The organism is Xylophilus ampelinus (assembly GCF_003217575.1).
Taxonomy (GTDB): Bacteria; Pseudomonadota; Gammaproteobacteria; order Burkholderiales; family Burkholderiaceae_C; genus Xylophilus; species Xylophilus ampelinus.
Map to the genome: position 1 here is coordinate 73,861 of NZ_QJTC01000002.1, position 19,455 is coordinate 93,315.

Below are 19,455 nucleotides of genomic sequence, written 5' to 3' on the forward strand. Positions count from 1 at the left end.
AATTCCTTCGATTTTCGGGGATGGGAGGGAAAGACGAAAAGTGGGCGGGCCACGTGCCTCAGGTGGCGGGGGGCGGCAGCGGCTTGATGCTGCCGGGCACGATTTTCGCGCCAAAGTCGCGCACCATCTGCTGCACGAAAGGATCGTTCTGCACGATCTCCTCGGCGCGGTGCTGGCGCGCGGCGGCGGCGGCGGCGTTGCGGCGGGCGGGGCTGTCGCTGACCACGCCGATCTCGACCGTCAACGTCTCGGCATGGCCCGCCGTGGCCAGGGCGGTGCGCAGGCGTTCCCGGCTGGTCGGCTGGTTGAGCGATTCGCGCTCGACCCGCAGAATCCAATGGCTGCCGTCGCGCGAAACCAGCTGCGACTGCAGCGCCAGTTCCCGCACCAGAGCCGAGATCGCCTCGGCCGCGATCAGCTGGCCGACGGTGGCGTGCCAGACATCGCCCTCTTGCGTCCTGGTGAACGTGGCGGCCGGCGGCCGGGGGCCATGGCCGGCGGCATCGGGACGCGGCTGGGAGCGCAAGCCCGGCTCGGGCTGCTGCCGCACCGGAATCGCTATTATATTAGTAGCATCAGGTCGGCTCTGGACACCGGCTACAGGCGTTTTCTCTTCGAAAGAGACCGATGGTGGACGCTCGTGCACCGGCAAGGCCAGCCCGGCTCGGCCTCCCTGCGATGCGAACGGTTCCGGGGCGGAGACGGCCGGCGACGTCGCCGAGCCGCTCTCGCGACTCGCAGGGGCGGCCGACTCTGCGGCGATCGAGTCCAGCCACTCGGCATCGCCGCCGTCGTCCATGCCGGGCGGGGCCGTGTTCGCTTCTGCGTCGCCGGCGGTATCCGCTTCTTCCGCTTCCGGGGCAGGCACACCGTCTTGGAAGTGCGCAACAGGTCGGGCAGGTGCTTCCGAGGCAGCAGAAGCCTGCACGGCTGACGGCTGCGGCTGCGGCTGCGGCTGCGGATCGTGCTGCGGCGGCAATGCAGGTACGGCCGAACCCTCCTGAGCCACCGGCGGCTTCGGAGGCGACACCTCGGATACGGTCGGCGATGGCACGACCTGCGCTTTCGCTGGCTCGGCGGTCGGCGGTCGGGCGTTCGAAACCACCGGCCCCGGCACGGCAGCGTCTGCCGTCGCGGCCCGCGCCGTGTCAGCCGGCTTCAGTGTTTTTTTTTGAGCCGATCCGGGCTTGAACGCCAGCAGGCGCAGCAGCACCATGGTCAGCGCCGCGTACTCGTCGGGCGCCAGGCCCAGCTCCGCGCGGCCGTGCAGGCACAGGCTGTAGAGCAGCTGGGTTTCGTCGGCGGGCATGTCGCCGGCCAGGCGCGCGATCTCGACCGCCTCGCTGTCGGCCGCGTCCACCGCCGCGGCCATCTGAGGGACCGCCTGCATGACCGCCATGCGCTGCAGTACCGCGGTCATCTCCTCCAGCGTGGAGCCGGCGGAAAACCCGTTGATCCGCAACACGTCGGCCGTCTCGACGACCGTTTTGCCGTCGCCGCCGGCGAGCGCGCCGATCAGATGGAACACATGCGAGCGGTCGACGCTGCCGAGCATGCGGCGCACCGTGTCCTCCTCCAGCGCACCGTTGCCGAACGCGATCGCCTGGTCGGTGAGCGACAGCGCGTCGCGCATCGATCCGCGGGCGGCGCGGGAGATCAGCTTCAAAGAAGGCGGGTCGGCCACGACGGCTTCCGTCTGCAGCACCCGGGCCAGATGCTCCTCGACCGTCTCGGGCGCCATCGGGCGCAGGTTGAATTGGAGGCATCGCGAGAGCACCGTGACCGGCACCTTCTGAGGGTCGGTCGTCGCCAGCACGAACTTGAGGTATTCGGGCGGCTCCTCCAGCGTCTTCAGCATCGCGTTGAAGGCGGTGTTGGTCAGCATGTGCACCTCGTCGATCATGAAGACCTTGAAGCGCCCGACCACCGGCTTGTAGACCGCCTGCTCCAGCAGCGACTGGACCTCGTCCACGCCGCGGTTCGAGGCCGCGTCGAGCTCGGTGTAGTCGACGAAGCGGCCTGCATCGATGTCGGTGCAGGCCTGGCACACGCCGCAGGGCGCCGAGGTGATGCCGCCCTGCCCGTCCGACCCGACGCAGTTGAGCGACTTGGCCAGGATCCGGGAGACGGTCGTCTTGCCCACGCCGCGGGTGCCGGTGAAGAGGTAGGCATGGTGCAGACGCTGGGTCCGCAACGCGTTCGACAGCGCCCGCACAACATGCTCCTGGCCGACCATTTCCGAGAAGTTCCGGGGACGGTATTTTCGGGCGAGCACGAGGTAGGACATCCCCTGGATTCTACGGGGCCGGGAATGCGCGGCCGGCCGTCGGGGCCGATACGCGCGCGATCGGCCAGCGGACTTTTCGGGTCGTTGCAGCGTATTTCCGATACGGAGCAGGGCGGTCGATTCCAGAAGCCGAACCGCGCCGACAGACACGGTACAATCGCGGCTGACGAGCCTCCCCGCATAGGGAAGCGGCCAACCGGGTCAGGTGGGGAACCAAGCAGCCCTAACTGTGGATCTAGTGCCGGGGGTAAGGCTCGTCAACCCTCATTCTCATAGCAGCCTGCCGTGCTCCCCTGGCACTGGTTTTCGGTGGCGGCTGCGATCACTGTTCCTGTTTTCGCTTGCTTCCCGGCTTGCGTGGGGCTTGTAGCGTCGGGTTTCAAAAACCATCTGCACCGACTGCATCACCACGCGCCGCGATGGACTGCGCATCGACTGGTCCGGCAGGCTCGTGGCACCCGTAGCGACCGACTCGAAGCCGCCGGCGACTCGCACTGGATGCGGTGGACGTGTCGGCCGGACCGCCGGTTACCCCCCAGAAACCAAAAAAGCCCTTGAATTTCAAGGGCTTGTCTGGCGGAAACGGATGTTATCGGCCTCCCTCACGAGCTCGATAGACAGCGCGCTTAGCGACCGAATCAGACACGTCGTACACCTTGCCAAGCTCTCGATATGTGGTTCCGCCGGCCCTGTAATCGGCAACCAAGGCCGCTTCATTCTCAGCGCTTAAAGCGCGCACTCGCCCCGGCACCCTGCCCCTCTGCCTCGCAGCTTCCTGGCCGGCGATTGATCGCTCCCGAATGATGGACCTCTCGAGCTGCGCGACGGCACCGAGGATCTGGACGACAAACATGCCCATGCCAGTAGTCGTATCAAGAGGCTCCGTGACGCTCTTGATCGTGGCACCAGCCTTCTCAATCCTGCGCAGTATGTCCAGCAGATCCGACAGACTGCGCGCCACACGGTCGATCTTGTAGACCACGAGCAAATCGCCGCGCCGCAATTCGGCAATGCACCGAGCCAATTCCGGGCGCCCGCGCTGACTGGCACCGCTAGCCTTTTCCTCATAGATTAATCCAGCACCAGCGTGCCTCAATGCATCAATTTGCAGGTGAGTTTCCTGATCACGCGTGGATACACGCGCATAGCCGACAACTGCCACTGAGCCTCCCTTTTTGAATGTGAATGCACAGCGTAAGCAGGCACGAGAAGCACGATCCGGAGAAATAGACCCCTTGTGTAAAAACACAAATTGGGGCTTTGCGCCCAGCAAAACAGCCGTCTTGAGACACGCAGGTGAGCTTTGTGGCTTGACCAGGTCGCGCCACCGCGGCAATCGTTCTGCCGTGCTACCCGGCTGCCGCGGCGGAGTTCCATCCCCAGCTTGGGGACGGCACGGCGCTGCGCTTGTTGCCGCTCACCGTGGGGCCACGGCTGTACGCCGTGGAACTACCGGGCTGGGTTGCGGGTGCTGGCGGCAAAGGCGTACATCGAGAGATCGGGGGAAGGTGTGGCAGAGGTGAGGGAGGCGTGGGAGGCGTAAGAAGGGGAACCTGTCGGCAGGTCCTGGGGGGCGAGGGAGCGGGTCGTGTAGGCGGCGGGCAAGGAGGCAGCGGGCGGGGCCTGGCCAGCCCTTTGCCGCGTCGCCGCGCCTTGGCTGTCACCTGATCCCTTGTCGCGCTGGAAGGCCTCGAAGAAGCCGTGCGCTGCGATCTCTTTGCAGATGGCATCGGTGGTGTTCAGCTTCGTGCCGTCCTGGGTGAAGCAATGGCACCCGCGCTTCTCCCAGCTGATGCACGCCGCCGGCATCGGCACCCGGCTCGGCTTCGTGAGCTCGTCGTATGCCGGCGCGGTATACGGCAGCCCCTGTATACGCGGCTGGTAGCTCGCCACGTATTCGGCGGTGGTAATCGGACCCGGCGGGCGGGCATTGGCGGTGCTGCCCGGTGGACGCGCCACAGCAGCATTCGCATCCGATCCGACCGCGCCGCCCGACACCGGCTGCATGCCTGACGCAGTAGAAGTCAACACGCCCTTGAACATGTGGACAGCGCCCCAGAGCGAGAGACCAGCGAGCGCGAGGACGATCGGCAGCGCATACACCTTGTACGGTATCTCGCGCTTGACGTTGTGCGTGTCGGCGCTTTTGTACCAAGGCTTCTCCACCCAGATGCCGGTCTTCTTGTCTTGGCGGCCATAGGCTTCCTTGGGGTACTTGTAGGGGATGGCCGCAAGGCGCGCACTGGCCTTTTTCGGCACCTTGTCGGGGTGCGTCTGCATGCGCGAGAACTTGTGCACCAAAGCGTTCTGCGTGCCGAACACGCGCACCACGTAGTAGTGGAACTGGCACAGCAGCCGAGGCGTCTTGTGAACCAGTTCGGGCTCCTGCGTGATGATCCAGAAGTCGATGCCCCGCTTGCCGTGCTTCGACAGCTCCAGGATGGGGGGCGGCGGCTTGACATTGGTGCCGGTATTGCCCCAGAAATCCTGCAGCTCGTCGATGATGATGATGGACCCATCGGGGCAGTCCATCCACTCGTCGGGGTGGTCGATGGTCTTCCACCCTTCGATGGTCACTGCGGGGATATTGCAGGTATAGACGGGCCGCTGGTCCTTCTCGGCCTCCCGCTTAACAAAGCTCAGTGCGCACAACGTTTTGCCAGAACGCGGCAATCCGGTCACGAAGTTGATCACGTCAGCCCTTCTGCACCAGCCGGCGCACCTTGGAGCCACCCAGCGCGGACATCACCATCTTGACGCCCACCGCAGAGATGACGAGTTGCACATGCACGTCGAGCCGAAAGAAACCGGCCCATTCAATAAGGCCGGAGCCGGCCATGTTGCCCATGGCACTGGTAGCGAAATCTTTGACGTGGTCCACCAGCAGCGATATGCCCTGGTACTCCACGAAGCCGAAGCCCAAGGCGATCAAGGCTCGCCCCACGAGCGAGCCCATAAGTTGGAGCAGCCCGCTCAAAATGACCGACGCGATCCAAGGCATTACGTTTTCCCTCCGATGCACCAAGTGAGACAGCCCAATGCCGTGATCGCCACTGCGGCGATGGACATAGCCGAGAGGAGCCCGCAAACACGGGACCAAGGCAAAGTGACGGAGCCGGCGACGAAGCCGAGATCGAAGGTGGGGTCAGCGGGGCACCCGCGCGACCAGCCGAACCCGTCGGTGTTGAAGCTGCCGACGTCGACCTGGTCGGCCTTGGCTTTGAGCTTGTCGGCGCTGCTTTCGTCGTGGCCGGCTGCGGCCGCAGTAGCGAGCGAACCCTTGTCGGGCGAATAGAACTGGCAGTCTCGCTTGTGCAGCTCCTGCGCTATGGCGCACTGGACGGCGTCTCCCTTACAAGTGAAGCCAGCTTCGCACGAGCCTCCGAACGAGCCCTCCGTGCCGTTTCCGCATTTGTCGCCCGTGCAGGTTCCGCCGCCGTCCTTGGCTGGCTGGCCATCTTTGCCTGGCTGGCCTGGCTGGCCGGGTTGCCCGGGCTGGCCTGGGGCCCCAGGCGCACCAGGTGATCCCGGAGCACCTGCGCTTCCAGGAGCACCAGCGCCGCCGGCACCGCCGTCCCCCGAACCGCCACCACTGCCGCCGCTACCGCCTGATCCCGATCCGCTCCCGCCACCAGCACCCGCGCCACTTCCGGAGCCAGAGCCCGCGCCGCCTCCCGAGCCTGAGCCCGACCCACCGCCGCTTCCGCCACCCGAGCCCGAGCCACCGCCCGATCCGCTGCCACCACCAGAGCCGCCACCAGCGCCACCGCCACCACTGCCGCCGCTACTACCACCCGATCCATCGCCCGACCCGCCATTGCCATCGCCGCCTCCGTCGGTTGAGGGAGTGCAGGTGCTCCCGGTGTATTTGCCGATGCCTGCGCATTGGAAGCCTCGGCCGTCGCCGTAATCACCGCAGGCGCCCTCGACCGCGACAGAGCAATGCTTGGCGCCGTAGGGCTCGCAAAATGCGCGTGAAGGGCCGTTTCCGGCCCAGCCGATGCTGCCGCCGGAGGTGCCGGCCGCAGGGCAATCGGTGTCAGGCTTGCAGACGCCGTTGTCGAGCTGCTGACCGACCGGACATGCCTCTACAGCCTTGCACTGTCCGCCGGACTCTTTGAATCCGTCATTACAGGCGCAGGTACTACCGCCGACAAGCTGACTATTCGCTGGACATTGCAGCTCGGAACCCACGTCTACGAGGATTAGAACTTCGGCGTTCGGACCCTGCACCAGATCGCAGCGTCCGCCGGCCCACTGCATGCGTCGACTGCTGGAAGACGCAAATGGCGAAACCGCCTGCCATGCCATGCACGCTGCCTGGTCAGAACCCATCAACCCCGTGCGGTACTGACCCCATGAAGCGAAATACTGCGAGGTCGGAGAAAGCGCAGCGGCATGCGTCGAGCAAACGACAAGCGCGACCAAAGCAGCAAAGATAAGACGGTGAATATGCGACATCCCAATGCCTCAAGGCCAAAAGACGATGGCAACCGGCAGGACCATGCCGACGAGAACCCAGAAACCCATACGACCCCCAAAAAAATGGGGAGCTGCTCGTAAGCGCTCCCCGGGTTAGACCGTGGCGCCGATCAGCGCAGGGCGCCGCGCACCCAGCCGAAGAGCTTCACGACGACGACCAGCGACAGCACCGCCAGGCCGAGCGACGAGACGACGGCCACGCCCGAATTGATGGTGGCCACCACGCCGGACGTATCGATGGTCAAGGCGTCAGCGTGCGCTGCCGGGGCGACCATGGCGACGACCGTAGCCACCACCGCGACAATCTGCAGGCGCTTTTGGGTCAGGATTTCTTTATTCATCACTTCATTCCTCGTTTCGTTGACTCAGGCTCTTGATCGCCATTCGGATGACAACTGCCACCGACATGACCAGCAGCAAAGCGAGCCCTATTTGCTTTGCAGATTCGATATCGAGATAGACCGGTGAGTACTGCGCAAGCTCCATCCGCGTGACGACCACGAGGGCATCGGGCGTATCGCACCCGACCTCCACATAGCCGGATTGCGCGTCGTGCTTGAGGCAGTACATACGTGCCTTATGCGAGCCAGGCCGGCCCGTTGCTGCGCTCACCCGTCGCTTGCGCTAGGGTGGCTTGCGGCCTGGCCGGCGTAAAGCTCTGCGGGGCCACTAGCGCGCCTCGCACGTATTGATATGGCCGGCCATATGGCATACCGGCGGAGGGGCCTCGTACATCCGGTCGAAGCCGGAGAGCGCCGCCCAGAGGATGGCGATTGCGATCACTCGACAGCGTCCAGCGTCATATCGACAGGAGTGATGCTGCTGACCTCGCCGGTCTCGCGGTCAGTGCTTTTGAACGGCTTGCGGGTGTATCCGCCGAGGGTGGCCTTGACGGTGATTTCGTCCCCCTTCTGGCCGAGCTGCTGGTTGCTGCGGATCTCGACGGTCTGCGGCCTGCTGTAGGCGTCGGGCGCGGGCGTCAGGATTCGCGTGTAGCGCTTCTGTTCGTGCCGGCGGACGGCGTCGATCTTGCCGCGCACGACGACTTCCATTGGGGCGATGGTGTTCCCCGTCTTGGGGATGGATGCGAGTTCGCTCATTGCTTCAACCTGTGGATCTGGGCCTGCAACTCCGGCCACTGGAGGCCGGCAGTACCGCCGGCGGGGTCTAGCTTGCGAGGGAGGCCGACGATGCGGACGGCTTCGATAAGGTCCACGGCGTTGACGCCGGACACCTCCTGCGCCTGGTGCAGGTATTTGCCGAAGCAACGGCCGGCGTGGTACAGGCCGTGGGCAAGCGTGCCCTTGGCTTCCTCGCGCAATGTGGGGATCTCTTCGGCAGCGGCTTCGAGCATGTGGGCCAGCGCGGGATAGGCGCCCACGAAAAGGGAGTCCGGGTTTGTCAGCACGTGCAGCGGGATCACGCGATCCCGGTTGCCGAGTCGGACCTCGAAGCGGGTCCAGTCGCTGTCCGGCATGTTCTGTTGCCGGCCCTTTTCGTAAACGCAAAGCGTCTTGCCGTTCTTGAGCTTTCCGACGTACATGGTTCGGCCTTTGGTTCCGCCTTCGTGCCACGCTCCCTGTGCATCCAGTTCGGGATTACGTCCACGGTTGATGAACGCGCCTTCCTGCCACAGGGACATTGCGTCATCGACGGTGTATTCGCCGTCGAGAAAGTCCACTGCCAGGTCTACGCGGGACAGGGTGGCATCGAGGCCCTGAAGCAGTTCCTGCAGGCTCGGCCAATCGTTGATGAGGCCGCAGCCTTTGCCGTTGAGCTGGAGCAGCCAGCGGCCCTTCTGGCTGTCGCCGCCCAGGGCTATGGAGCCGATCTCGACGCGCGAGCCGTCCGGCATGTGCGCGGTCATCTTGTGGCGCTCGGTGAAGCCGAACAGGCCGCCGTCGAGCTTCGTGGTGACCATGCCGACCATCAGGCCCCCCAGGAAGGAGATAAGGCCGTTGAGGGTCATCGCCGGGTGATCGAAGGTGGCATTCATCCAGTCGATCTTTGCGGCCGGGGTGGCACGTGCGGAGGGGGTACTTTCCACCCGTGTTACAGCACGGGCGGAAGGGACAGCCGAACCGCCGTCGGCGCGCAGGCGCCAGGACACCCCCCCCCGTGGGGATGGGGGGGAGTCGTGGAACTGGCTGGCGCTCATGCCTGGGCCTCGCGGGTGATGGTGCAAGCCGTGGGCGAGCTGAAGAAGACTCGCAGGCCCGCTGCGCGAACCGTCGAGATGTAGCCGTCGAAGGCCTGGACGGAGGTGAAGACCCGGCGGGCCTGACCGAGGGCCAGCATGCCGGGCAGACAGTGGACGGTGTAGGTCATGCTGCGGTCGCCAGCCAGTCGATCTGACGGCGCAGGAACAGCAGCTCGGACTCGCCACGGCGACGGGCCAGCTGGTGGTCGTTGCAGATGCCGCCGCTGGTGACCTCCAGGTCGTGCTTGGTGCAGGATGTCCGCGGTGCAATGACAACCGAGTCGTGCCGGACGACCTCGAAGTGGGCGCAGTTGCGGCAGCCTGGACGGTGGCCAGGGGTCTGGTAGCCGACTGCGGCGTGCTTGGCGACCAAGCGCATTACTTCCCCACCTTGGGGAGCGTGCCGAGGAACATGGGGACCATGCCGGCACCGGATTGGCCGGGGCACTCCCCACGGCCACGCACGGCAGGAGCCGGCAAGACAGATGCCGCGCGCTTCGCGGCCGGGGGAGTGCTTAAAGGGGAGGCGAGCTTCATGCGAGACTCCGCGGATGACCGACCATTCCGACGAACTCGATGAACTCCGCCGAGGACGCGCAGTTCGACATTCCCTCTCGAGCAGCACCGTCGAGCCCAATCTGATGGGTGCCATCCAATCCATAGCACCCAACGAAGTGAGCCCGGCAAGCTTCGAGCAGGTCCTTGAACTCGCCACGCTGCTCGGCGAGAGCATCCGCCGCAACTTGTCGCAGCCGAAGGGAAAGCTCTACGAAGAACTGCTGGTCTTTGCCGAGCAGTGCAGCCAGGTCGAGGACCGCCACGCGATAGGCCTCGCGATCTATGCGTTTATCGCTGCCAGGGAAGGGAACAAAAAAGCCTGAATCCCCGAATGGGGAAGTGCTTAAAGGGGTGGTGTTCGAGGGCATACCGGCTCCGTGTGAAAATTACCAAATTGGCGTCGATGCCATTTAGGTACCAACATCGTAACGGAGTATTGCCATTTTGAGAACACTTGAAGCATTGAAGGAACTTATCGACGAGGCCTCGGCGATAGCTGGAAGCCAACGAAAGCTGGCAGCTCTCTTGGACCTTGAGCCTTCGAACTTGGTCGAGATGAAGAAGGGGCGGCGACCAGCTAACTGGCGCGTTCGAGGCAAGCTGCGTGCGATCCTGGGCGAGGAACCAGCACGGGCATTTATGGAGGCGATGGAGGAAGACCTGGCGGTTTCTACCAACGTGGACGAGCTCGCTGCCGCTGCGAGCTTTAGGGCAATGCTGGGCGCATTCCCGGTCGACCAGAAAACAGAAAACCCCGCAAGTCCTAAAACTAGCGGGGTTGAATCTTGGCGGAAACGGAGGGATTCGAACCCTCGATGAGGCTCTACACCCCATACTCCCTTAGCAGGGGAGCACCTTCGGCCACTCGGTCACGTTTCCTGGAAGAAGCAGATTATGCCTGATGCCGGCGGCGATTTCGCTGCGCGGCTGGATTTTTCAGGCCTTGGGCTGGTCGAGGTCGAAGGCGCGGTGCAGCGCGCGGACGGCCAGCTCCATGTACTTCTCGTCGATCACGACCGAGGTCTTGATCTCCGAGGTCGAGATCATCTGGATGTTGATGCCCTCTTCGCTCAGCACGCGGAACATCTTGCTGGCGACGCCCACGTGGCTGCGCATGCCGATGCCGACGATACTGACCTTGCAGATTTTCGCGTCCGACTCGATACGGTCGGCGCCCAGCGACGGCAGCACCTTGGTCTGCAGCATCTCGACGGTGCGCGGCAGGTCGTTGCGGTGCACGGTGAAGCTGAAGTCGGTCTTGCCGTCCTTCGAGAGGTTCTGGATGATCACGTCGACCTCGACATTGGCGTCGGCCACCGCACCCAGGATCTGGTAGGCGATGCCGGGCTTGTCGGGCACGCCCAGGACCGAGATCTTGGCCTCGTCGCGATTGAAGGCAATGCCGGATACGACGGCTTGTTCCATTTGTTCGTCTTCCTCGAAAGTGATCAGGGTGCCGGACACGGCCTCTTCGGCGATGTCGATGTCCCAAGGCGTGAAGCTGCTCAGTACCCGCAGCGGGACCTTGTACTTGCCCGCGAATTCGACCGAGCGGATCTGCAGCACCTTGGAGCCGAGCGACGCCATCTCCAGCATCTCCTCGAAGCTCACCGTCTGCAGGCGCCGCGCCTCGGGCACGACCCGCGGATCGGTGGTGTAGACGCCGTCGACGTCGGTGTAGATCAGGCATTCGGCCGCCTTCATCGCCGCCGCCACGGCCACGGCCGAGGTGTCGCTGCCGCCGCGGCCCAGGGTGGTGATGTGGCCCCGGTCGTCGATGCCCTGGAAGCCGGTGACGATCACCACCTTGCCGGCGTTCAGGTCGCCGCGCACCCGCACGTCGTCGATCGACTCGATGCGGGCCTTGGTGTAGGCGCTGTCGGTGCGGATCGGCACCTGCCAGCCGGCGTAGCTGACCGACTCCATGCCCTCGGCCTGCAGCGCGATCGCCAGCAGTGCGGACGAGGCCTGCTCGCCGGTCGAGGCCAGCATGTCCAGCTCGCGGCCGTAGGCATCGCCCGGGCGGGTGGGCGCCAGCTCCTTGGCCAGGCCCAGCAGGCGGTTGGTCTCGCCGCTCATGGCGCTGGGCACGACCACCATCTGGTGGCCGGCGCGCGCCCATTTGGCGACGCGTTTGGCGACGTTGCGGATGCGCTCGGTCGAGCCCATCGACGTGCCGCCGTACTTGTGAACGATCAGTGCCATGGAATGAATGCGGATGACGAAAGCGGCTCACGGCGCCGGGGGCGGGAGGTTTTGGGGCGCCGCGGTGTTCCGTGCTGCGTGAGGATCCAAAACCGCAGGATTGTACCAACCGAGCACCGGGCCCTCCCGGCGCACGAAGCCTTCCCCCACCTTCAGGTGCAGGCGGTGGCCGCGCGTGGTGCAGGCCAGCAGCTGGCGCTGCAACTCGGCCAGCTGGGTGGCGCTGGGGACCGCGCCGTGCGCGGTGCGCAGCCAGTGGCGCAGCACCAGAGCGCGCCGGCCGGCCGTCAGGCCCTGCAGCAGCGCGATCGCCGGCGGATCGCCGACGGCCGCCAGGTCGGCCGCCGCCACCTCGGCCAGCACCGACTGCGCCTCGGCCGCATGGGCCGCGCTCCGGGCGAACGTGTCGCGGAACTGCGGAAAGGCGGCGTCGAGCGCCGGCAGCAGCCGGGCACGGATGCGGTTGCGGGTGAAGTGCTCGTCGGCATTGGTCGGGTCTTCCACCCAGGCGAGCCCCCGGGCCGCCGCCCAGGCGCGCACCGCGGCCCCGGGCACGGTCAGCAGCGGCCGGTGGTAGTCGATGCCGTCGCGCCGCCAATGCTGCGGCATGCAGGCCAGGCCCGGCAGCCCGGCACCGCGGGAGAGGGCCAGCAGCAGTGTCTCGGCCTGGTCGTCGGCGTGCTGGGCGATTGCTACGCTTTTTATAGCTAGAAGTCGGCCATCCGCGCCGGCTTCGAGCCTGAAAGCCTCGTAACGGGCCTTTCGGGCGGCATTCTCGGGGCTGTCGCCCGGCGCGGCCCGCGCGTCGACCCGGCGGACCGACAGCGGCACGCCCAATTGTTCGCAGGTGCTGCGGCATTGCGCCTCGAAGCCGTCCGCCGCCGACTGCAGGCCGTGGTGCACGTGCAGGGCACGCACCTCACCCGGCCAGCGGTCTGCGCAGGCCGCCAGCAAGGCGGTGGAATCGGCCCCGCCACTGAACGCCACCAGCAGCGGCAGCGCCGGGCGAAACCGCTGCATCGCGGCGTCGAAGGCGGGACTGGCGGCGGCTGGGGGCATGGGGATGCGGTCCGGAAAAAAGCACACCCGCGGGCCGGTACGGCGCGCGGGTGCGGAGGGTCGCGAAAAAAGCATCGGCCAGCGCGCAGCGCCTGCCGGCAGCCCTTACTTGCTCTCGGCCTTCACGTCGTTGTAGCGGCCGTAGCTCTGCAGGCGTTCGTAGCGGCGGTCGAGCAGCTCCGAGGTCTTCAGGTCGTGCACCTGGCGGAAGGCGTCGTTGAGTGCGCGCTTCAAGAAAGCGGCCATCTGTTTCGGGTCGCGGTGGGCGCCGCCCACAGGCTCGTTGACGATCTTGTCGATCAGGCCCAGCGCCTTCAGGCGGTGGGCGGTGATGCCAAGCGCATCGGCGGCTTCCTGGGCCTTGTCGCTGGTCTTCCAGAGGATGGAGGCGCAGCCCTCGGGGCTGATGACCGAGTAGACCGAATACTGCAGCATCAGCACCTGGTCGCCTACCGAGATCGCCAGCGCACCGCCCGAGCCGCCCTCGCCGATGATGGTGGCGATGATCGGCACCTCCAGCTGGGCCATCTCGAAGATGTTGCGGCCGATGGCTTCGGACTGGCCACGCTCCTCGGCGTCGATGCCCGGGTAGGCGCCCGGCGTGTCGACGAATGTGAACACCGGCAGCTTGAACTTCTCGGCCGTCTTCATCAGGCGCAGCGCCTTGCGGTAGCCCTCGGGCTTGCTCATGCCGAAGTTGCGCAGGCCGCGCTCCTTGGTGTCGCGGCCCTTCTGGTGGCCCAGCACCATGCAGGCGTGGCCGTTGAAGCGGGCCAGGCCGCCGACGATGGAGAGATCGTCCGAAAAATGGCGGTCCCCGTGCAGCTCGATGAAATCGGTGAACACCTCGCGCACATAGTCGAGGGTGTAAGGACGCTCGGCATGGCGGGCGATCTTGGTGATCTGCCAGGGCGAGAGGTCGCTGTAGATGTCCTTGGTGAGCTGCAGGCTTTTCTTGCCGAGCTGGTCGATCTCTTCGGAAATATCGACGGCGGATTCGGTCTGCACGTAGCGCAGCTCTTCGATCTTGCTTTCGAGCTCCGCGATCGGCTGCTCGAAATCGAGGAAAGTTTTCTTGGCCAAGGCCTTGCTCCTAATGGGGGCCGGCGCCGCACGGGCGCCGGTGTGCCGACCGCGGCTCAGTATTCGACGGGGAGCGGGTCGAGCGACCGCCAAATATACCAAGTCGCCACGCTGCAGTAAGGCGCCCAGGCGGCGGCGACCTCCCGGGCGTCGCTGCGGCTGACCGGATCGCCGGAAAAGTAGTTCTCGCTGATGCCCTTGATCAGGCCCAGGTCGTCGAGCGGCAGCACGTTGGGTCGCATCAGGTAGAAGATCAGGAACATCTCGGCCGTCCACCGGCCGATGCCGCGGATGGCGACCAGCTCGGCGATGATGGCTTCGTCGTCCATCGACTCCCACGACTTGACGTGCACCGCGCCGCCGTCGAAGTGCAGCGCCAGGTCGCAGAGGTACTCCACCTTGCGCGCCGACAGGCCGGCCGCCCGCATGTCGTCCACCTTGAGCTTGAGCACGTGGGCGGGCGTCATCTTGCGCGGCAACTGCGCGAAACGGTCCCAGACGGCCTGGGCGGCCTTGACCGAGATCTGCTGGCCCACGATGCTGCGCGCCAGCGTGGTGAAGGCGTCGCCGCGGGTCTGCAGGCAGGCATCGCCGAACTGCGGGATCAGCCGCTTCATCACCCGGTCCTTGGCCACCAGATGGGCGCAGGCTTCCTGCCAATAGTCGGGCGTGAATACTTTTAGCGCCGGGGCGACCTTGGCCGCGCGGGCGCGCACCGCCTTGGCCGCGGCCGGTACGGCGCAGGCCCCGGCTTCGACGGCTGCGGCGGCCCGTGTGTCAGCGGACTTGGGCATGGTCGCCCTCGCGAGAAGGGGTGCGGCGGCTCATGCGCCCACCTCCCAGGTCGTGCCGGCAGCCGTGTCCTTCAGGACGATGCCCCGGGCCAGCAGGGCCTGGCGGATGCGGTCGGCTTCGGGGAAGTCGCGGGCCTGCTTGGCCTGCACGCGCAGCGCGATCTGCGCCTCGACGGCCGCCGCATCGACCGCGGCACCGGCGCGCAGGAACGCCCGCGGAGCGTCCTGCAGCAGGCCCAGCGTACCGCCGAGCGCCACCAGCAGGCCGGCCAGCGCGGGCGACCGGGTGCGGTTGACCTCGCTCGCCAGGTCGAACAGCGCGGCCATCGCCTCGGGCGTGCCGAAGTCCTCGTCCATCGCGGCCTTGAAGCGGGCGGCATGCGGCTCGGTCCAGTCGATCGCAGACGGTGTCTCGGGCATGACCCGGTCGAGCGCGGTGTAGAGGCGCTTCAGGCCGGTGCGTGCGTCGTCCAGGTGGGCGTCGCTGTAGTTCAACGGGCTGCGGTAGTGGGCGCGCAGGATGAAGTAGCGCACCGTCTCGGCGTCGTACTTCGCGAGCACCTCGCGGATGGTGAAGAAGTTGCCCAGGCTCTTGGACATCTTCTCGTTGTCGAGCCGCACGAAGCCGTTGTGCATCCAGAAGCGTGCCAGCGGCTGGCCGGTGGCGCCTTCGCTCTGGGCGATCTCGTTCTCGTGGTGCGGGAACTGCAGGTCGGCTCCGCCGCCGTGGATGTCGAAGCTCTCGCCCAGCAAGGCGCAGCCCATGGCCGAGCATTCGATGTGCCAGCCGGGCCGGCCGGTGCCGTAGCCGCTGGGCCACTTGGCGTCGTCGGGCTCGCTGTCCTTGGCGGATTTCCACAACACGAAGTCGAGCGGGTCTGCCTTGCCGCCCTGCACCGCGACGCGCTCCCCGGCGCGCAGCTCGTCCGGCGACTTGCCCGACAGCTTGCCGTAGCCCGGGAACCGGCGCACCGCGAAGTTCACGTCGCCGTCGGCGCTGCGGTAGGCCAGGCCCTTTTGCTCCAGCACGCCGATCAGGTCGAGCATCCGCGAAACGAAGTCCGTCGCGCGGGGCTCGTGCGTGGGGCGCTCGATGCCGAGCGCGTCGGCGTCCTGGTGCAGCGCGTCGACCATGCGGTCGGTGAGCGCGCGGATCGTCTCGCCGTTCTCGAGCGCGCGGCGGATGATCTTGTCGTCGATGTCGGTGACGTTGCGCACGTAGGTCACCCGCAGGCCCGAGGCGCGCAGCCAGCGCTGCACCACGTCGAAGGCGACCATCGACCGGGCATGGCCCAGGTGGCACAGGTCGTAGACGGTCATGCCGCAGACGTACATGCGGACATGGCCCGGCTCGATCGGGGAAAACTCCTCCAAGGCACGCGACAGCGTGTTGTAGATGCGCAGGCTCATGACATTAGGAAACCGGACGGCCGGCAGCATGCCGGTCGCATGCGCCTTCTTGCGGGAAATGGGGGGATCGGCACGGGCCTGGACGTCGCGGATACGCAGGCTGCTCCCGGCTACAATCCGCCGCAGTATAAGCTCCCGCGGCCCCGTCCGGCGGGCCGTGACGTCCCGCATTCCGACCCCCGAGGCTCTATGAAAAAAGGCGCCGCCGCCCTCCCGTTTTCTCTGCGTTCCCTGGCGCTGTGCGTTGCTCTCGTCTGCGGCGGCCTGTCGGTGTCCGCACCGGCCCTGGCCGACGACTACACCGATGTCAACCAGTTGATCCGCACCGGCAAGTTCGCCGATGCGCAACTCAAAGCCGACCGCTATCTGGCCAACAACCCCCGCGATCCGCAAATGCGCTTTCTGAAGGGCGTGATCCAGACAGAATCCGGCAAGCAGAACGACGCGATCGCGACCTTCACCGCGCTGACCCAGGAGTTTCCCGAACTGCCCGAGCCGTACAACAACCTGGCCGTGCTCTACGCCAACCAGAAGCAGTACGACAAGGCCCGCGCCGCGCTCGACATGGCGATCCGCACCAACCCGAGCTACGCCACCGCCCACGAGAACATGGGCGACGTGTACGCCAAGCTCGCCAGCCAGGCCTACAGCCGTGCGCTGCAGCTCGATGCCGCCAACCCGAACGTGCCGCCCAAGCTGGCCCTGATCCGCGACCTCTTCTCGCCCGCCGCCACCCGCTCCACCAAGGCCGCCGCCACGGCGCCGACGGTGGTGGCCGCGGCGCCCGCCGCACCGGCCAGGACACCTGCCGCCGCACCGTCACCGGCCGCGCCGCCGACGCCCGCACCCGTGCCGGCCGCGCCCGGCCCGGCGCCTGCCCCGGCACCCACCGCACCGGTGCCCGCGCCTGCTTCCTCACCTGCGCCGTCCGCTCCCGCCGTATCGGCACCCGCGGCACCTGCTGCGCCGGCCGCCTCCGACGTCGCCAAGGAGCGCGAAGAGGTCGAATCCGCCGTGCGTGCCTGGGCCGCCGCCTGGGCCGCGCAGGACATGAAGGGCTACCTGGCCGCCTACCACAAGTCGTTCCGCACCCCCGGCAAGCAGTCGCGTGCCGCCTGGGAAGCGGAGCGCAGGGCCCGCATCGTCGGCAAGTCGAGCATCAAGCTCAATCTGTCGAACCTGGTGGTGACGGTGCAGCCTGGCGGCGGCAAGGCCACTGCCCGGTTCCGCCAGGACTACAGCGCCGACGCGCTCAACGTCACCAGCCGCAAGACGCTCGAGATGGTGAAGTCGGGCAACACGTGGCAGATCGTGCAGGAATCCACCGGCTGATTCCCGCAGCCGTCCGGGGCCGCGGGTCCCGCCGTCTGGATATGCGCGCAGCGGCCATGACCGGCCGGGTGTGCACAGCGACATTGCGTCTCCTCTTGCCCTCTTCCGTTTCCCGTACCCGAAGCGCCCTGGCGCGGACCCTGCCGACCACCGTGGCCTGCCTGCTGCTGGCCGGCCTGCCGCCGCTGTCGCCGGCCTGGGCCGCCCGCGAGGACGCGCCGCGCCGCGGGCCGTCCGCCCGGGCCGCCGCGACGGCCGCGCCCGCCCCGGCCGCCGTCCGGGCGGCACCGCGCCCTCCGATCGTCGACGGCGACGCAGAGGCGCGCCTGATCGCCATCTACCGGCTGATCGGCGACGGCGAGAGCGCCCGTGCGCTGGCCGATGCCGAGAAGCTCACCGCCGACTATCCCAACTTCCAGCTGGGCCAGCTGGTCTACGGAGACCTGCTGGCGCAGCGGATCCGCATGGTCCGCGCGCTGGGCGACCTGCCCGACCACGACGCCGCGCAGGCCGCCACGCTGGCCGCCTTGCGCCACGAGTCCGACCTGCGGCTCAAGGCATTGCGCGAGCGGCCGCCGGCCGGCACGGTGCCGGCGCAGTTCGTGCAGCTCTCGGCCAGCAGCCGCCATGCGATCGCGATCGACACCTCGCGCGCCCGGCTCTATCTGTTCGAGAACACCGACAGCGGCCTGAAATTGCTGGCCGACTACTACATCTCGGTCGGCAAGTCGGGCGTCGAGAAGTCGGCCGAGGGCGACATGCGCACGCCGCTCGGCGTCTACTACATCACCAGCAAGCTCGACCCGCGCACGCTCAAACCTTTCTACGGCGCCGGCGCGCTGCCGATCAACTACCCCAATCCGTACGACATGCGCCAGGGCAAGACCGGCGGCGGCATCTGGCTGCACGGCACGCCGGCCGACCAGTTCTCGCGGGCGCCCCTGGCGACCGACGGCTGCGTGGTGATCGCCAACCCCGACCTGCGCCGCATCCTGGGCATGGTGGCCGTACGCTCCACGCCGGTGGTGATCGCCGAGCGGCTGCTCTGGGTGCCGCCGCAGGCCGCGCGGGCCGCCGGCAAGTCGTTCGAGGACGCTTTCGAGGGCTGGCGCGCGGCGAAATCGGCCGGCGACATGGCCGCGCTGATGCCGTTCTACGCACCCGATTTCAACAGTTACGGCAAGTCGCTGGAGGCCTGGCGCCCGGTGGTACAACAGGACATCGTCCGAGCACAGGGCCGCCCGGTGCGCGCCAAGGACCTGAGCATGCTGCGCTGGCAGCACGAGGCCACCGAGACGATGGTGGTCACCTTCGGCGAAGTGCCCGAAGGCATCCGAACCGGCCCGGTGCGCCGCCAGTATTGGATGCGCACCTCGCACGGCCCCTGGCAAATTTTTTTCGAAGGAACGATCGGCTGATGAACACTCCGCACACCTCCCCATTCGCCCGCCTGCTGAGCCGCCGCGCCGCCGGCATCGCCGCCACCGCGCTGCTGCTGGCCGGCACCGCCACGCAGGCGCTCGCCGCCGACCCGCGGGTCAAGCTCGCCACCACCGCCGGCGACATCGTGATCGAGCTCGATGCCGCCAAGGCGCCGAAGACGACCGAGAACTTCCTGCAGTACGTGCGCGAGAAGCACTACGACGGCACCGTGTTCCACCGGGTGATCGACGGCTTCATGATCCAGGGCGGCGGCTTCAACGCCGAGATGCAGCAAAAGCCCACCCGCGCGCCGCTGGCCTTCGAATCGACCGGCCTGAAGAACGACAAGTACACGGTGGCGATGGCCCGCACCAGCAACCCCAACTCGGCCACGTCGCAGTTCTTCATCAACGTGAAGGACAACGCGATGCTGAACCCGCCCGGCACCGACGGCTACGGCTACGCCGTCTTCGGCAAGGTCGTCGCGGGCACCGACGTGGTCGACAAGATCCGCGCCGTGGCCACCGGCAACAAGGGCCCTTACCAGAACGTGCCCACCACCCCCATCACCATCACTGCCGCAACGGTCGTGAACTGATCCCCTCTCTCTACAAAGGAAACCT

General features: G+C 66.8%; 20 protein-coding genes, 1 tRNA gene and 1 other RNA gene. 6 read left to right on the forward strand and 16 right to left on the reverse strand.

Annotation, left to right across the window (positions count from 1 at the left end; all coding sequences use genetic code 11):
- Positions 1-58 precede the first annotated feature (58 nt).
- A complete protein-coding gene (gene dnaX, locus DFQ15_RS01800; RefSeq protein WP_110464325.1) occupies positions 59-2,287 on the reverse strand; it encodes a DNA polymerase III subunit gamma/tau in 2,229 nt (742 codons plus the stop codon).
- Between the two features lie 165 nt (positions 2,288-2,452).
- Between dnaX and ffs the strand changes: the two genes are divergently transcribed.
- Positions 2,453-2,549: signal recognition particle sRNA small type (ffs, locus tag DFQ15_RS01805), an RNA gene on the forward strand.
- A gap of 327 nt (positions 2,550-2,876) precedes the next feature.
- Here the strand turns inward: ffs and DFQ15_RS01810 are convergent.
- From DFQ15_RS01810 to DFQ15_RS01855, 9 genes are all read right to left on the reverse strand, one after another.
- The gene (locus DFQ15_RS01810) at positions 2,877-3,449 is read right to left on the reverse strand and encodes a recombinase family protein (RefSeq protein ID WP_110464326.1); all 573 of its coding nucleotides are present in this window, start codon (positions 3,447-3,449) and stop codon (positions 2,877-2,879) included.
- Between the two features lie 287 nt (positions 3,450-3,736).
- Entirely contained in the window at positions 3,737-4,981 is a 1,245-nt protein-coding gene (locus DFQ15_RS01815) for a zonular occludens toxin domain-containing protein (protein ID WP_158528990.1), read from the reverse strand.
- A gap of 1 nt (position 4,982) precedes the next feature.
- A complete protein-coding gene (locus DFQ15_RS01820; RefSeq protein ID WP_110464328.1) occupies positions 4,983-5,288 on the reverse strand; it encodes a DUF2523 family protein in 306 nt (101 codons plus the stop codon).
- A gap of 1,591 nt (positions 5,289-6,879) precedes the next feature.
- Positions 6,880-7,110: a major capsid protein gene (locus DFQ15_RS01835; protein ID WP_110464331.1), complete on the reverse strand. Its 231-nt coding sequence runs from the start codon at positions 7,108-7,110 to the stop codon at positions 6,880-6,882.
- Positions 7,111-7,114: 4 nt separating this feature from the next.
- Complete coding sequence (locus DFQ15_RS01840) at positions 7,115-7,339, reverse strand: hypothetical protein (RefSeq protein WP_110464332.1); 225 nt, start codon at positions 7,337-7,339, stop codon at positions 7,115-7,117.
- A 209-nt stretch (positions 7,340-7,548) separates the two neighbouring features.
- Positions 7,549-7,869 carry a single-stranded DNA-binding protein gene (locus DFQ15_RS01845; protein ID WP_110464333.1) on the reverse strand — a complete coding sequence of 107 codons (321 nt, stop codon included), beginning with the start codon at positions 7,867-7,869 and terminating at the stop codon, positions 7,549-7,551.
- Complete coding sequence (locus tag DFQ15_RS01850; RefSeq protein ID WP_158528991.1) at positions 7,866-8,765, reverse strand: replication initiation factor domain-containing protein; 900 nt, start codon at positions 8,763-8,765, stop codon at positions 7,866-7,868. The genes DFQ15_RS01845 and DFQ15_RS01850 overlap by 4 nt, the downstream gene beginning before the upstream one ends.
- Positions 8,766-8,923: 158 nt before the next feature.
- Positions 8,924-9,097 carry a hypothetical protein gene (locus tag DFQ15_RS17350; protein WP_158528992.1) on the reverse strand — a complete coding sequence of 58 codons (174 nt, stop codon included), beginning with the start codon at positions 9,095-9,097 and terminating at the stop codon, positions 8,924-8,926.
- On the reverse strand, positions 9,094-9,348 hold the full coding sequence (locus DFQ15_RS01855; RefSeq protein WP_110464335.1) for a hypothetical protein: 255 nt from the start codon (positions 9,346-9,348) through the stop codon (positions 9,094-9,096). Before DFQ15_RS01855 ends, DFQ15_RS17350 begins: the two co-directional genes overlap by 4 nt.
- A gap of 172 nt (positions 9,349-9,520) precedes the next feature.
- On the opposite strand from DFQ15_RS01855, the gene DFQ15_RS01860 reads away from it, so the two are divergent.
- On the forward strand, positions 9,521-9,850 hold the full coding sequence (locus tag DFQ15_RS01860) for a hypothetical protein (protein WP_146228618.1): 330 nt from the start codon (positions 9,521-9,523) through the stop codon (positions 9,848-9,850).
- Positions 9,851-9,971: 121 nt separating this feature from the next.
- Positions 9,972-10,346, forward strand: coding sequence for a hypothetical protein (locus DFQ15_RS01865; RefSeq protein ID WP_233504228.1), 375 nt, complete (start codon positions 9,972-9,974; stop codon positions 10,344-10,346).
- On the opposite strand, the gene DFQ15_RS01870 is transcribed toward DFQ15_RS01865, so the two are convergent.
- The 6 genes from DFQ15_RS01870 to cysS all read right to left on the reverse strand — a co-directional run bounded on the left by DFQ15_RS01870 (position 10,314) and on the right by cysS (position 16,078).
- A tRNA-Ser gene (locus DFQ15_RS01870) sits at positions 10,314-10,406 on the reverse strand. The two genes, DFQ15_RS01865 and DFQ15_RS01870, sit on opposite strands and share 33 nt — an antisense overlap.
- Positions 10,407-10,463: 57 nt before the next feature.
- Entirely contained in the window at positions 10,464-11,732 is a 1,269-nt protein-coding gene (locus DFQ15_RS01875) for an aspartate kinase (RefSeq protein WP_110464337.1), read from the reverse strand.
- 27 nt (positions 11,733-11,759) lie between these two features.
- Entirely contained in the window at positions 11,760-12,791 is a 1,032-nt protein-coding gene (gene tilS, locus DFQ15_RS01880) for a tRNA lysidine(34) synthetase TilS (protein ID WP_110464338.1), read from the reverse strand.
- A gap of 105 nt (positions 12,792-12,896) precedes the next feature.
- Entirely contained in the window at positions 12,897-13,874 is a 978-nt protein-coding gene (locus DFQ15_RS01885) for an acetyl-CoA carboxylase carboxyltransferase subunit alpha (RefSeq protein WP_055833119.1), read from the reverse strand.
- A 56-nt stretch (positions 13,875-13,930) separates the two neighbouring features.
- Positions 13,931-14,668, reverse strand: a complete 738-nt coding sequence (locus tag DFQ15_RS01890; protein ID WP_110464339.1) for a DNA-3-methyladenine glycosylase family protein — start codon at positions 14,666-14,668, stop codon at positions 13,931-13,933.
- Positions 14,669-14,698: 30 nt separating this feature from the next.
- Positions 14,699-16,078, reverse strand: coding sequence for a cysteine--tRNA ligase (gene cysS, locus DFQ15_RS01895; RefSeq protein ID WP_110464340.1), 1,380 nt, complete (start codon positions 16,076-16,078; stop codon positions 14,699-14,701).
- A gap of 189 nt (positions 16,079-16,267) precedes the next feature.
- On the opposite strand from cysS, the gene DFQ15_RS01900 reads away from it, so the two are divergent.
- From DFQ15_RS01900 to DFQ15_RS01910, 3 genes are all read left to right on the forward strand, one after another.
- Entirely contained in the window at positions 16,268-17,410 is a 1,143-nt protein-coding gene (locus tag DFQ15_RS01900) for a nuclear transport factor 2 family protein (RefSeq protein ID WP_110464341.1), read from the forward strand.
- Between the two features lie 95 nt (positions 17,411-17,505).
- Entirely contained in the window at positions 17,506-18,828 is a 1,323-nt protein-coding gene (locus DFQ15_RS01905; RefSeq protein WP_233504229.1) for a L,D-transpeptidase family protein, read from the forward strand.
- Positions 18,828-19,430, forward strand: coding sequence for a peptidylprolyl isomerase (locus DFQ15_RS01910; protein WP_110464342.1), 603 nt, complete (start codon positions 18,828-18,830; stop codon positions 19,428-19,430). Before DFQ15_RS01905 ends, DFQ15_RS01910 begins: the two co-directional genes overlap by 1 nt.
- The last annotated feature ends 25 nt before the right edge of the window (positions 19,431-19,455 follow it).